The following is a 14,335-nucleotide window of genomic DNA, read 5'->3' as shown; positions in this document are numbered from 1 at the left end:
ATATGTTTGACAAAATTATTGTGGCCATTGATAAAGCTGAAATAACGAACAAACTCCTCGATGCAACCATTGAAATAGCCCGAAACAAACAAACTCAAGTTACCTTGGTTAATGTCAGCCAGGAATATGTGTCGAATGGCATGACATATGTACCAGAGAATTTCTTGGAAGAAATATTGAACGAAATGGAGAAAGCGAGTTTGGAACAGTTGCAACAAGCCAAATCTAAATTAAAATCTGCAGGGATCAATCCGGAAACAGTTCATCTTAAGGGAGATCCTGCACATGAAATATTAAATTATGCAAGGGATACCGAGCAGCAACTTATTATTATCGGAAGCCGTGGGCTAAGGGGCATAAAAGAAATGATGCTAGGAAGTGTCAGCCACAAGGTTTCGCAGCTATCAAGTTGTCCAGTCCTCATTGTACATTAACTCCTTTACGGAACTGCAGAAATGATGCATTGTTATACTAACGGGGAACGTTATAGATGAATCATACAGCGGCATTCTAGGATATTTGTGTCCTACAATGCCGCTGTTTCTGTATCCCTTTTGATTACTTGTCCGATTAGATGGTTATCTAATGTCTGGTGCGATTGCTCCTTATTAAGGTAACGGGCAGGATAGTTCGAATCATAATCGACCTCCAGACCGCTTTTGTCAGACGACAAAGCACATAATAAGCAGGGAGCAAACCACCGACAACACTGCTCCCTGTTTTGATGGCATTCGGCTAGAGCAATCGACTGCTTTTTACAAGCAATTTGGTAGGATTGTCGCTTACTTGTTTTTAATTTTAACCCATCCCTAGAAGGTCCTTAACGACTATGTTAAATTCTTTAACCAGGCAGCAAGTGCCTCGCCAATTTCTTGAGGCGAATCTTCCTGGGGATAATGATGTCCACGTACGGTGATCTCCGTTTGCATTGGCTAATTACGACAAAACTCAACATGAGATGTCGGCAAAGTGCCCGGATCACAGTTGACAAAGAGTTTCGGGACGGAGCTCTCTGCCAGAATCGCCCATACCTATGAGGTCAGGAGCAATGCAACGACCGAAATCTTGAGCATAAGGAAGAATTTCACGCCAGAGATAAGAGGAAGTAGGGTTGCCATGTAGGAAGACAATCGGATCGCCACTTCCTTCGTCTACGTAGGACATCTCTAGACCAAGCACTCGCTGATGCTTTTTTTCATAGGGAAAAGATGGTTTAACCATTCAGAATCTCACCTTTCATTTATTAGATTGTTATATGTAAATGATTGTACTGATGAATGCAAGCACATACTTTCATTTGTATTACAAGAAAAGCTCCCTCGGAGCTACTCTTATAGAAACAAATAATTAAGGGCTAAGTGCCTTAGTAAATACATTTACACTTTCTTCAATAAATTCGTCCAGCGTATCTTCTGAGACCGCTTGTTTGGCATTTAGTCCACTGATGAAAGCCCTGTAATTCATCCACATAAACGATAATGCTTGGATTTCAGGATTTGAGGAGACCACTTTGCCTTCTGATGACATTGTAGTTAGATAATCAGTGAGCAAATTTTTCAAGTGTTTCGGGTTGCGCGAAGCATCTTGTAACAGAGAAGAGCGCAGCACCAACTGAATCTAGTGCTCCATCGACCACGATTCCAGCTGTCCAGGAAAGTCCGGAAACGGAAGCTCCTCCAGCAGCAAGATAGACCCCACATCATGGGCATTGATGGGCGCGGCCAACGTTCATTGTGGCGAGCATGATGCTGCTGATGACGATCAGTGCATGCGGAGGACCGCAGGACCCGGCAGCGAATCAGGTGAATCGATTGTTAGTGGGCGACTATAAGATTGACAGGATCCTGAAGGAAATTACTCATCATGGACAGGACCGTAACGGGCTAGTTTAACAACAGCTGCATACCATCTCCCTACAGGAGATGATTCCGATGGTTGTGAAAATTAGTGCTGTGTTTCGAGTGCTCCACTCTTCGGAAGCGAGATCTCGTTACCAGTTATAACGTACTAATAACTTTGGTTTTTTTGTCCCGTATTACAAGAGACAAAAGTATTGGATCCAATGATATCCGTAGTCGTAGTTAGGACAATGGATATAGGGGTGAAGTTGAAAAATAGAACTATTGCCTTAATTATCCATAACCCAATATCCAAGTAATAATAGAAGAATACGCAGGGATAGGAGACTGATAATACTGAATCTATTAGAGTAATGGCGTAATTTTGTGGAATTCTGCCAGGGACAAAAATGTGTGTATGTCTCTGTTCTTAATCGATTTTTGTTTGTAAAAACGTATCCTGCTTTTTTGAATAATATAGTTTTAATAGGTAGTTAAGTGAAGTTAAGTGAAGTAGAGTGAAGTCGACGAAAAGCAAAAATTAGTAAAGATTAACTATCATGTCCTAGAGTTACATGATGGTTATCTATATCATCAAAACAATTCTAGAAAGACAATATTGAACAAAAGACCTATCGATTTTCATTTGGAAACAAGATACAGTAATTGTAAAACGAATACATAATATGAACACGATTTACAATTTAATGCTAGTTTTGTACGACAATAGCAAACCCACCGAAAGGTGGCGACGCAAAGCTATAGGGGCTAATGCGGGATCTACTGTGATCGCGATGCCAGCCAGTTGCCGAATACGACGGGAGACCTCCGTTTTATTCATTTGAAGAAAGGGGGTTTTTTGACGTTCCAAAAAACAAAGGCGAGCTTCGCTGTAAGAAGAAACTAAGTTTGGGGCTATACGAGGCCATAGTCATATTGGCTCAGGAGGGGGGATACTTCTTCATCGCAGAATGCGAAGAGGATTCTTCTGTTCGTTATCAATCAGACATTAATGAATCGATAATCCGGGAGTTGATGGTCATGGAACAAACGACATGTGAAGTATCAATTGACGAATTTCCGTGGGGGGGATGGACCAACGATGAAGGAAGCCGGGTTAGTTTTTGCCTTGATTCTGCAACGACCCGAAAACTCTATCAACTTGCGTTCAATTTCGGAATAACTGTGGATATGGCACTAATGGCTTGTTATGCGATCCTGCTTGCCAAATATACCGGCGAGGATGACCCTGTAATTGGGTATTCGTTGGAAAGCCAGATGCTTCCTATACGATACTCTCCTACTGTACATAAGCCATTAGATAAGTTTCTGATAGAAGTCAAGCATACCACGATGCAAGCACTCGAAGATCGGAATATGCGTAAGAATCTGAGCGGCAATCCGTTCATCAAAGCGGCGTTTACTTGGCAAAACGCCAATACTACTCCTTTGAAATCTGATCAGTTGGGGACGTTTGAGCTTGCTTTGACGGCTTTTAAGAAGGAATCTCTCATGATACACCTTGATTACGCGACCCGCTTGTATAGAAAGGAAACGATTGAGCAGATGGGCGACCACTTGAGCCGTATTGTGCAGGAAGTAGCCGATTTTCCCGAGAAAGTGATTGCCGATATACGTTTGTTGTCCGAAGAAGAGGAGAGACAGATTCAGGCTTTCAGCGGAATTAAGACGGACTATCCTTCCGGCAAAACGGTCCATTACTTGTTTGAGGAACAGGTCAGCTTAACCCCCGATCGCCCAGCGGTCATGACCGAGGACCATCAGATATCCTATCGGGAATTGAACGAACACGCGAATCAGCTTGCAAAAGCACTACAGGATCACGGCGTAAAGCCGGAGAGCGTCGTTGGCATTGTCGCGGATCGGTCTGTCAGTATGATCGTCGGGCTTACAGCCATATTGAAGGCGGGCGGCGCTTATATGCCCATCGAAGCCGATTCTTCGTGCGAACGACTCGAATATATGCTCGAGGACAGTCGGGCGGGATTTTTGCTGGCCCCTTCCAGTTGGAAGCCTGACTTTGCATTTGAAGGAAAAGTAATTTATTGGGACAACGCGCAGCTTTATCTTGACAGCTGTCCCCATACGATATCTGAAGTAACCTCGCAAAGTCTAGCGTATATCATCTATACTTCTGGATCAACGGGGACAGCGAAAGGTGTCATGGTTGAACATTGCAACATCGTAAGACTGGTCAAGAAGACCAATTATTTCAATTTTTCCGTGGATCATCGAATTTTGCAAACCGGCGCAATTGCATTCGATGCGTCAACCTTTGAAATTTGGGGATCCCTTTTGAACGGATCTACCTTGTTTTTGATGAAGAACAAGGATCTATTAGACATTCACAAATTGAAGGAAACCATCATCGGCTACCGCATCACGGCTTGGTTTCTGACTACGGCTTTGTTCCATAATCTGGCCGAACAGGATCCTGACGTCTTTTGTACGTTGAACACCTTGCTAATCGGCGGAGAAGCGTTATCGCCGAAGCACGTAAACGCCGTAAGTAAGACCTGTCCCGATCTGCGGATGGTCAATATATACGGTCCGACGGAAAACACGACATTCTCCACTTATTTCCCGATCGAACGTGAATTCGAATCCGCCATTCCGATTGGCAGACCAATATGCAATTCCTCCGCTTATATTCTTGATAAACAGTTGAAGCTTCAGCCCATCGGAGTAGTGGGAGAGCTTTGCGTCGGAGGGGACGGTGTCGCGCGGGGGTATTTAAACCAGCTGGAATTGACAGAAGCCAAGTTTGTGGAACATCCGCTCCTCGGGGAAAGGTTATATCGAACGGGGGATATGGCCCTGTGGCTGCCGGATGGCAATATCGAAATTATCGGGCGAATCGACGATCAAGTGAAGATCAGAGGGTATCGCGTGGAACCGAGAGAAATCGAGACTCGACTGCTGGAACACAACGGAATCTTGAAAGTCGCGGTAGCCGTCAAAGCCGACGAGAGTGGCAATCCGATAATATGCGCGTATTTTGTTGCGAAACAGGTTTTGTCCGAAACGGATGTCAAGGCGTATTTAGCCCGAAATTTGCCTGAATATTTCCTGCCCTCTCTTGTGGTACAGATGGAAAGTTTGCCGCTTACCCCTAACGGGAAAGTCGATAAAAAAGCTCTGCCGGACCCTGATCTTCTTCGTCCGATGCTTGTCAACTGAGACGAACCGCTAAACGAAACGCAGCAAATGCTCAAAAGGATCTGACTGGACAAGGATGCCGAGAGAATCGAGAACGCATTTGACTCATAATTAATGTCGGAAGACAAGAACGTAGTCTCATTAAAATCCGCTTTAAAAGCGGATTATTTATTTATGTCAAGTTATTGTCATTAATTGATGACAAGAATCTGACCCCATTCCCGAAAGAGTAGTAGTCCTCAAATGCATCGACAGCGTTGAAGGACGTGCACGGTGATCTGTACCAGAAGTATGGCTAAATTTATTAATGAAATTCCTTGTGGCGCATATGTTTGAATTTATGGGCTAAGGAAATGCAAGAAAGGTGCATGAGGATTTTATGAAAGAAATTTGCGTGTAACGAAACATAGCTACATCTTTTACGTATATCCATTCAGTTTCATACTTTAACAGAGAAGACGATAGAGAAATCTATAGACTATCGTAGAGGTCACGTGTATGTTGGTTTTTAAGCACGCCTGTTATGATGGGGGTGGCAAAAGGTGCAGCACATACAGCGATTGAAGGCAATGGTGGCAATCATAGGGGGTACTTGACGGCTTGGATGAGATATCGGCTGCTTGATGATCAGGAAGCCATGAAGGCATTTCATGGGGATTCTTCCGAGATGATGAATAATACAAATTGGGTGGACGTTATACAAGCAAATATGGATGATACTACATTCGTTCATCCATAACAAAAAGACGGCATGTTTGGTGATATCCCATGTGGTAGACAACGAAAAAAAGACATCTGGTAAGATGTACTTAGACGTTAGTGTCGGAGGACAAAACATTGTCCCATTGAAAGTCGCTATCTTAGCGGCTTTTTTTTTAGGGGTACAAGTTCTTGTCTTGAGCCGAGGACAAGAACTTGGTCCGATTACCGATTTGACACATATCTTATTAAAATTCTACAGCTATTTCATTAAGCTAACGAGCAGAATTGCGAATCTTCCATTATTTGGTGTAGTATATGAAGTGAAAAGGACGGGACGAACGGATATAGAGTGAAGAGTGAGAAAGGAGCGAAAACGTGAGGATGTATTCTAAAAGCAATAGAATATTAATTGGTGTGGTTTTTATAGTTTGTATAGTAGGAGGTGTAATGGTATTCCAAAGCACATATGCTAAAAGTACGACTAATCAAAGCCAAACAAATTCTCCTAACTATCCTAAAAATATAAATGGACAGACATACGGTTCTAGCTCAGATGCTACTTCTCCAGAAACGGAACCTGAATTAATCAGTGCTACAGGTGTGGATGGTACTGCAGGATATGTGCTAAAAAAAGACTTAGACGGTGAACTACCAAAATCACCCGAGGAAGCCATTGCAATACAGAACAGTAGATCACCAGATGGTCGTGATATTCCGCTGTTTGATGTTAATGGTGAAACTGTAATTGGTGTGTTTCATGTTGGAGGATAGTAATAAAAAGGATGTTAAGTGTTACGCCTCCACAATTCATGAACACCGCTCTGTCCGTCAGGGAAGAGTCCAGTTGAAAAATTACGTAAAACTGAGGGGGATATGCCAGGAAATTCGCTATTTTAGCGGCTTTTTTGTTTTATCGGTACAAGTTATTGTCCCGATTGCGTAATGTTTAATATTTCCACCTGCGGAGCACTAAATCAATCCCGATTACCAAATAGTTACTTTATTTCTCGGCGTCATCCGTGAGATTGAATAATACGTCGTTTACGTGAGCCGTGTCGTGATGCTCGTGGTAGACTGCGATTTTATCGCCTCGGCGCTCAAAGAGAAAATGATAATGATTCTGATAGTGTCGTCCACTCTTTAACTTCATTGTCGAGTAGGCTTCCACTGCCACACGGTCCCCTTGCATGGTCCAACCTGTAGGGACGATCTGAAGTGGACCGTCAGTAATGTTGTCCAGTGGGGCTAGCATCAAGCGGAATTCATCCTTGGAGACGATTTCTCGAAAAACAAAGATAGAGTTTCTTACGATGTACAGGGCAAGCTTCTGTACAGTCTAACATTGGTGATCTTGGTCTTGTTAATATGCACTTAAGGGCGTGACACCGATTGCTACAGTGAAAATTGGTGATTTTGCAACAAGTTTTTCGTTCACCCAATCGGTATGAAGAATGGGCAATATGAGGATAAATTCAAACTCCTTCACAGGAGCTTGAGCAAAGAGTAGATAAATTACACCCTTGACATGATTTGGTTATTATTCAATAATTATATACAACCAATTACTGGTAATATATCTTTCGTTTCTGTTTAACCATACATCAACTTCGATTGGCTTCATGACACTCCGCTAACACGACTCCAATTTTGACGAAACTAGATTATGCCTATATATAGATTCCTCCATATTAAGACATGATTACTATCCCCTCCGTGGCTTCACCCATAAGCGTACCTACTTGGTTTTGATCTCTACATCGTTGCGCACTATGAATGTCAGCATTCATCAGCAGTTTACATAGCTGATTCTATTTAGTAGAGCAGAGTTGCTCACGTTTAATTTCCCCTTCCCACGAAGATTTCTAACCCGCTTGTCTTTACGCTTCTCACAATGTGATTAGGTATTGTTTTCATGACTTTGTACGAGTATATAAGCTCTAAGGAGTTTGTATAAATCGGCTTAAAAAGGAGCGGATGCCCGCACGATAACGGTTATGCACAGCTTTGAGAGGATCATTTTCAAGAGAGGAGGCAGCTCAAAAGATCGCGACAAAGATGGTGTCGAAAAACGAAAGGCGCATCATGACCAAACCAAATCATGGGAGGTAATGTGATGATGTTTCAAACCCGTTCGGATTCCCGTTTCATCCTGCGATTCATGCTGATTGGCGGCGGATTGCTGCTCGTATTCGCTTGTATGTTCGCGTTCTCGAAGACCGTGTCAGCCCACGGATATATTAATGATCCGGCCAGCCGCGCGATCCAGTGTAAAAACGGATTGAATACCAACTGCGGCCCGATCATCTATGAGCCTCAGAGCCTGGAGGGGCCGAAAGGTTTTCCTGCTGCCGGCCCCCCTGACGGCAAAATCGCCAGCGCCGGCCTTGCCGGCTTCGCTCAGCTTGACCAGCAATCAGCTACGCGCTGGAACAAGGTGAACATGACGAGCGGCACTAACAACTTCACTTGGATTTTTACCGCTCGTCATGCCACGACAAGCTACCGTTATTTCATCACCAAGCCGGATTGGAATCCAAATGCACCGTTGACTCGCGCCCAGTTTGATCTGACTCCGTTCTGCACGATTAACGGGAATGGCCAGCAGCCGCCGGCCACGTTAACCCATACCTGCAACGTGCCGCAAAGAGAAGGTTACAATGTCATCCTCGGCGTGTGGGATATCGCGGATACCCAAAATGCCTGGTACATCGTCATCGATGCCCAATTCGGTCCTGGCGACAGCATTGCGCCTACGGCGCCGACTAATTTGGCCGTCAGCAACGTTGGCACAACGACGGCCAAGCTGACTTGGGGGGCCTCGACGGACAACAATGCCGTCACGGGTTATGAGGTGTACAACGGTGTCAATGTCATCGCCACCATACCTGCCAATCAGACGAGCGCCAATCTCACCAATCTATTGGCAGGCACGACTTATAACATAGTTGTGAAGGCGTTCGACGCTTCCGGCAATCGATCGCCGAGCAGCAACAGTGTCCAGTTTACGACCACGCAGTTACCGGTTGACGTGACGCCGCCGACCAATCCGACCGGCCTGCATGTGATGGGCACCCCGACGTCGACATCAGTCACGTTGATGTGGAATGCATCCACAGATGATTCCGGCATCGCTGGTTACCGGATTTACAACGGCAGCACGGTGATCGCTACCGTCACTGGAACGGCAACCGAGAAGGTCATTACCGGTTTGTCGCCGAACTCGCAATATACGTTTACGGTCCGCGCTTACGACCCGTCGAACAATGAATCTGGCGACAGCAATGCCGTGACAGTGTCAACGCCTGACGGGCCGAGTGCAACGCCATGGGCGCCAAATACCGCTTATGAGGTCAATGCGCTCGTATCCTATGACGGCAAGGTGTACAAATGCATCCAGCCCCATACCTCTTTGCCGGGTTGGGAGCCGAGTAACGTGCCCGCGCTCTGGCAGCTACAACCGTAAACGCATGCTTTAGAAGAGCAGGAAGCCCGCCGCTTGCAAAGAGCGGTGGGCTTATTTTTCATGGTTGATTCAATCGAATAGATTCCATCAATACTCTACCATACTGATACTACCAGTGCGAAATATAAGACTAGAAGGGGGGGAGAATAGGATGAAGGAATTGTTGCCGGGCCGTACGCCTCATCCCGAAATGCATTCGGGTCAACGAGAAGGGGGGCGGCAAAGTGCAAACCGCTCCCTGCGATGAGCAATGAGCATCGACTTAAAATAATCAATTAAATCAACTAAAACTCCATGCTTTGGCATGGAGTTTTAGCTTTCCTTATACAGGGATATCGCATCTGATTAACCTAGCTGCTGCGAACCATTGAACCATACGGATTTGATCGACAAGGTATCCGAGATATTAGTGGTCGGATCACCGTTTACAAGAATAAGATCAGCGCGCGCACCTTCGGTAATACGGCCGCGATCGTGAAGACCAAAGCAACGGGCCGGTTTGATAGTAGCCGACTGAAGAGCTTCGATCGGAGTGAACCCGGCCTTCACCAGCAGCTGCATTTCGTGGTGGACACTGGCCCCATGAGCAAGACCGCCAAGGTTCGGAACGGGAACCGGCGCGACATCCGTCCCTACCAGAATATCAACTCCGGCACGGTGAAGATCCATCACATTCTGAAAGCTGTTTTCCATATTACCTTGCGGAAACGTATTGAAGCTTGAGTTCAAAATATCGATCCAGTCCGGACTTAATTTGGAATGAACACGTGGATCATTCGCCAATTCCGATGCCGGATTTCCAATAATCGATGAATTCAACACCAAGCACGGTATAACAAAAGCGCCTGAACGCGCTATGGACTTCACTAAGTCGGATGTGTACTCGGGTCTGTCGATAAACAAATGGCCTAAACCGTCGACTCCAAAATCGATAGCTTCTTGCGATGAAAGAGCCGTCAAGACGTGGGCAATGACCAGCTTATCCAACTTGTGGGCTTCTTTCACGGCTGCTTTTAAAATCTCGTCGCTTAGTACAGGCAGGCCAGGTGCCCCCATGACCGTTCCTTCTTCAATCATGACCTTAATATAGTCGGCTCCATTCTCCACCTGGGTATGCACATGCTTAATCGCTTCTTCCACCGTCGTCACTTGCGGGATTTCTTCGTGATCGTGAGCGTATGCGGCCAACATCGCTTCCCGGTCTTCCTCGGATAACTTCTCTAGCTCCTTCAATACAAATTCCGGTATTTCATCTCCATCGGGCAGTAACTCATCTGGGTGTCCACCCGGAGCGCTGATCGCTGTGCCGGCAGAACGGACGTCAGCGACGTCGTTTACATTTTTCAACTGAATCTCGCGCCCTCTTTTAGTAAAATCGCCGTTCATTTCGAGTTCTGTTGTAACCCCGAATTTTAAGGCATCTCGTAATCCGCCGATTGAGGTGTGGACATGTGCATCAATCAGACCAGGCATTAGAGTCCCATTTTCTCCATCGATAATCGTTGCATCGGCCGGAAGGTCTCCGCCCACTGAAATAATGGATTCCCCTTTAATGACAACATGTCTGGGTGCAATAATTTGATCTCCATCAAAGATACGTACATTTGTAATCGCCGTAACTTGTTCTAACGCAGCATTTTGAGTTATCTTCTCCATTTGAATTCCTCCCATGTGTTTGTCGTTCAACAATTCGGAGTATAACTGTTAGTTATCTAACTGTCAATAAACTAATATTTGTTTGACAAGCCTATAGGATCACTGTATAGTTTAGTTGCTTACAATTAGTTTTCTAACAATCACAAGGGGGGACGATCATGCAATCCCGAAAGGATACACCTTATCTGGATTTGTTTCAGATTATCGGTCTTAAGTTAAAGAAAAGAGCGGACGAGAGTATAAAAGAACTGGGGTTAAACGCTCAACAAGGAAAAGTAATCGACTATATTTACGAGAACCAACATAATCATATTATTCAAAAGGACCTTGCAGATCGGTTTCATCTACGTGGGGCCAGCATTACAAGCATGCTTCAAGGTCTAGAGCAAAAAGGGTTCATCGAGCGCAAAATCCCGGCCAATAATGAACGGCAAAAAAATATATATGTATTGCCAAAAGCGATTGAACTGATTGAAGACTTTCAAGACTCATTCCAAAAGGTGGAGGAAGAAATCGTTCAAGTCCTTACCGACGAGGAGAAGCAAGTCTTAAAGAAATTGTTGATTAAAATCAATGAGCGCATATAAAGAAGATGATTCCAATGAAATTATGGAGACATTTTCAAAATATGCTTGTCCCAATTGGTGATATAAATAGAACAGCAAGCAAGTAGTGAACAGTCCATATGGTGCTCCAATAATAATATTCCTTAGATAACATAGGCTGAACGAGATCGGGAGATGTACAAATACGCGCTTACGACGAGGAAAAACATATAGAAGCCAAGGGGTGTCGAGGGACAAGAATATTATCCCATTGGAAGTCGCTAGTTTAGCGGCTTTTTTGCTATATCGGTACAAGTTCTTATCCCGAGTCGAGGACAAGGACTTGTACGATTGCCGAAAAGGACAAGAACATGGTCCAATTACCGATTCGATTAAATTTTAAAAACCAGTGTCTAATGATACAAAAGTGTCTACATATATAAATATTCAAAAGCCTGATGTATCAGGCTTTTTATTAAGGTAGTAGTACGTAAGTTTGCAGAAGGTACATATCATTTGAAGGGAAAAAACCTGAGGTTTTGGTTGAGATTATTAAGAAAGCTACAGGAAAATCTGTCGCTGAAATCATTAGTGAACGAGTGTTTAAACTTTTAGGATTTACTCAAAGGGAGTGGAGAATAGAAGGAAAAGAAAACGCTGGTGCAGCGAGGGACGGGCCAGGTATTTCTTCTATGGAACCATCTATTGAATAATCACCCATAATGACGATGCATGCATCATATCTGCAGTTTTCGAGAAGCGACGTATCCGGGTTTTCTTGGGGTATTCTGAACAGGGTTACAGATTTTTTCCTCGGCCCATTTTCCTAAACAACAAGAAACCACACCGCATTGTTGCGTCCAACAATTGGGGTGCAGTTCATTTGCAGTCTCCTTTTTTGTTAAGAATGAATAAGATCCGAGAGATCAACCTAGTGAGTAGAGTCCTTTAACAAATATTCCATGTTTAGCATACCCTTAATCCGCTGACTGCTCCGCCGAATGCCGTGATGCCATGCTGGACAATACAAACGCGGCAATGATGGCGATGACTACGCCGAGTGCCGCGAACCAGGTAATGGATGCCAAAGAAACACGGTTAACGATCAGCCCGCCGATTCCTGCGCCGACAGCCATGGCAAGCTGCATCATGGAACTGTTCAAGCTCAGCATGACGCCCGAGGATTCAGGAACAAGCGAAACCAGGTTAAATTGCTGCGCCGGAGCGGATGACCAGGCAGCAAAAGACCAGAGGATCAAAATGGCGAATACGGCAATGACCGACTGTCCGACTAAGGATAGCAAAATCAACGAAATGACGTGAAGCACCATCCCTGAAACGAGCGTGTATTTGATGCCCCGTTTATCCGCGCTGTAGCCGCCGACTTTCGAGCCAATCAAACTGGCAATGCCGAACACGAACAGAGCTGCGCTAATCAATGATTCATTTAAATGAGTCACCTCTAGCAGAAAAGGGGAGATGTAAGTATAGGCAAGGGAATATCCGCCCAACCAGAAAAAAGTAATCGCTAAAGCAACCAAAACCTGAGGTTTTTTTAACAAAGCAAATTGTTTGATCAAAGGGACAGGCTTGTCGCCCTGCATACGTGGAAAAACCGCAGCAATGACAAGCATGGCGATGACCCCGACAATTGCGATGGCCAGAAATACCGCTTTCCAGCCAAAAGCCGAGGCTACCATTCTGCCGAGTGGGACGCCGATGATGAGCGATGCGGTAATGCCCATGGTGACGTTGGCGATGGCGCTGGCTTGCTTGCCTGGCGGAGCGATTTTGGCGGCGATACTGAGCGCGTTAACGGTGACTACCCCGGCGCCTAACGCCGTAATGATTCTAGCGGCAATGAAGAGACCGAAACCGGACAATATAAATGTCAGCAGATTTGCGATAATAAAGAGGCCCAGCGAATAAAGGAGGAGCTTACGCCGGTCCATTTTGGCCGTCAGCGCCATTAAAATAGGCGTGCCGACCGCATAGGCCAGGGAATAAACCGTAATGAGCTGGCCTGCTGCCGCAACGCTTGTTCCCATCGTCTCTGCGATCCGGTCCAATATACCGGAAATGATGTAATTGGATGTTCCAACTAAAAAGCTGACCAAGGCTAGAACATAAACTTTCCATGTGCTCTTCATAATTCACTCTCCTGATGTGTTTTTAAAAATATCGAAATAAAAAAATAAATCGCAATTTATGCATATATCAGCATATACTCATATATTGGTTAATTGTAATCATCAAATCAATGAAGCTCCTAGCTTGTTGACTGGCTCCTCTGCTGCTTCTTGCCAATTCATAGCATTGTCATCGGCTCTATCTGCAGGCCCATCAAACATAATCTGCGGCTTCGCCAAATCGAATCTAGCACCATCCAGCTAATATAGCTGTACGACGCCTTGTTAGAATCTGATGCGTAGAACCTGTAAAAGACCTTAACTCGCCGTTGTTTATACTACATTGAACGGTTTTGCCGTCTCTGCAGGCATGTGACCCGCATGGACCGCCATTTAGTAAATTTTCTCGGCCAATTTATAACGCTCCAAATCTCCGAGTACCGCAATGATAGCCGAAGATTCGACCACTTGCTGTTGATTGAATGCGATCGGAAGCAGCTTCTGTTTCAGCTTAGGTGAGTCGATAACGAGAAACCGCCACGGCTGCAGGTTAGCGGCTGAAGGGGCCAGCGTGGCTTGCCGCAATATTTCGGTCAATTCCTCCCGCGAAATCTTGATCTCGGGATCATAGCTACGAACCGACCGGCGTTCTCAAATGAACATCGAAAAAAGTTGGTACTCCATCGTTTGCAAAGGTTATGAAACCGACATCGTTCTCTCCTCCTTTTGGAAAAGCGGCATTCAGCATTTTGTTTCAATACAACATGAGTTGTTTGAACAACACTTGTTGTGTTTTCATGTTATAATAACAACCGAATGGTG

Annotated in this window: 12 protein-coding genes, 1 pseudogene and 1 riboswitch; of the genes and pseudogenes, 7 read left to right on the top strand and 6 right to left on the bottom strand. The window is 45.0% G+C overall.

The features are described 5' to 3' along the window. The first annotated feature begins 2 nt into the window (after positions 1-2). Positions 3-434 carry a universal stress protein gene (locus tag MHH48_RS18300; RefSeq protein ID WP_076321397.1) on the top strand — a complete coding sequence of 144 codons (432 nt, stop codon included), beginning with the start codon at positions 3-5 and terminating at the stop codon, positions 432-434. Between the two features lie 544 nt (positions 435-978). On the opposite strand, the gene MHH48_RS18295 is transcribed toward MHH48_RS18300, so the two are convergent. Together MHH48_RS18295 and MHH48_RS18290 are read right to left on the bottom strand one after the other, a co-directional pair. Beyond that, on the bottom strand, positions 979-1,221 hold the full coding sequence (locus tag MHH48_RS18295) for an alpha/beta fold hydrolase (protein ID WP_076321396.1): 243 nt from the start codon (positions 1,219-1,221) through the stop codon (positions 979-981). Positions 1,222-1,347: 126 nt separating this feature from the next. Continuing rightward, the gene (locus MHH48_RS18290; RefSeq protein WP_179090589.1) at positions 1,348-1,611 is read right to left on the bottom strand and encodes a hypothetical protein; all 264 of its coding nucleotides are present in this window, start codon (positions 1,609-1,611) and stop codon (positions 1,348-1,350) included. Between the two features lie 122 nt (positions 1,612-1,733). Between MHH48_RS18290 and MHH48_RS18285 the strand changes: the two genes are divergently transcribed. From MHH48_RS18285 to MHH48_RS18275, 3 genes are all read left to right on the top strand, one after another. Then, entirely contained in the window at positions 1,734-1,892 is a 159-nt protein-coding gene (locus tag MHH48_RS18285) for a hypothetical protein (protein WP_179090588.1), read from the top strand. Between the two features lie 664 nt (positions 1,893-2,556). After that, positions 2,557-2,651: riboswitch (cyclic di-GMP riboswitch) on the top strand. Positions 2,652-2,879: 228 nt separating this feature from the next. Next, entirely contained in the window at positions 2,880-5,039 is a 2,160-nt protein-coding gene (locus tag MHH48_RS18280; RefSeq protein WP_179090587.1) for an amino acid adenylation domain-containing protein, read from the top strand. A 1,062-nt stretch (positions 5,040-6,101) separates the two neighbouring features. Beyond that, on the top strand, positions 6,102-6,491 hold the full coding sequence (locus MHH48_RS18275) for a hypothetical protein (RefSeq protein WP_076321393.1): 390 nt from the start codon (positions 6,102-6,104) through the stop codon (positions 6,489-6,491). A gap of 229 nt (positions 6,492-6,720) precedes the next feature. Here MHH48_RS18275 and MHH48_RS18270 read toward each other — a convergent pair whose 3' ends face one another. After that, positions 6,721-6,972 carry a hypothetical protein gene (locus MHH48_RS18270; RefSeq protein ID WP_340390705.1) on the bottom strand — a complete coding sequence of 84 codons (252 nt, stop codon included), beginning with the start codon at positions 6,970-6,972 and terminating at the stop codon, positions 6,721-6,723. Positions 6,973-7,833: 861 nt separating this feature from the next. On the opposite strand from MHH48_RS18270, the gene MHH48_RS18265 reads away from it, so the two are divergent. Next, positions 7,834-9,183 (top strand): lytic polysaccharide monooxygenase, encoded by a 1,350-nt coding sequence (locus tag MHH48_RS18265; protein WP_144023417.1) that lies wholly within the window; start codon positions 7,834-7,836, stop codon positions 9,181-9,183. A 345-nt stretch (positions 9,184-9,528) separates the two neighbouring features. Here the strand turns inward: MHH48_RS18265 and MHH48_RS18260 are convergent, their stop codons facing one another. After that, a complete protein-coding gene (locus tag MHH48_RS18260; protein WP_076321392.1) occupies positions 9,529-10,839 on the bottom strand; it encodes an amidohydrolase family protein in 1,311 nt (436 codons plus the stop codon). A 158-nt stretch (positions 10,840-10,997) separates the two neighbouring features. Here MHH48_RS18260 and MHH48_RS18255 point away from each other — a divergent pair, with 158 nt between their 5' ends. Then, a complete protein-coding gene (locus MHH48_RS18255; protein ID WP_076321391.1) occupies positions 10,998-11,426 on the top strand; it encodes a MarR family transcriptional regulator in 429 nt (142 codons plus the stop codon). Positions 11,427-11,923: 497 nt separating this feature from the next. Beyond that, entirely contained in the window at positions 11,924-12,097 is a 174-nt protein-coding gene (locus MHH48_RS18250; RefSeq protein WP_179090586.1) for a hypothetical protein, read from the top strand. Between the two features lie 264 nt (positions 12,098-12,361). Here MHH48_RS18250 and MHH48_RS18245 read toward each other — a convergent pair whose 3' ends face one another. Together MHH48_RS18245 and MHH48_RS18240 are read right to left on the bottom strand one after the other, a co-directional pair. Beyond that, complete coding sequence (locus MHH48_RS18245; protein WP_076321390.1) at positions 12,362-13,534, bottom strand: MFS transporter; 1,173 nt, start codon at positions 13,532-13,534, stop codon at positions 12,362-12,364. A 375-nt stretch (positions 13,535-13,909) separates the two neighbouring features. Further along, positions 13,910-14,197, bottom strand: a pseudogene (locus tag MHH48_RS18240) (nitroreductase family protein); the annotation flags it as partial. Positions 14,198-14,335: the final 138 nt, after the last annotated feature.

Source organism: Paenibacillus sp. FSL F4-0100, from assembly GCF_037993005.1.
Classification (GTDB): domain Bacteria; phylum Bacillota; class Bacilli; order Paenibacillales; family Paenibacillaceae; genus Paenibacillus_AQ.
This window is presented reverse-complemented; position numbering and strand designations above follow the sequence as displayed.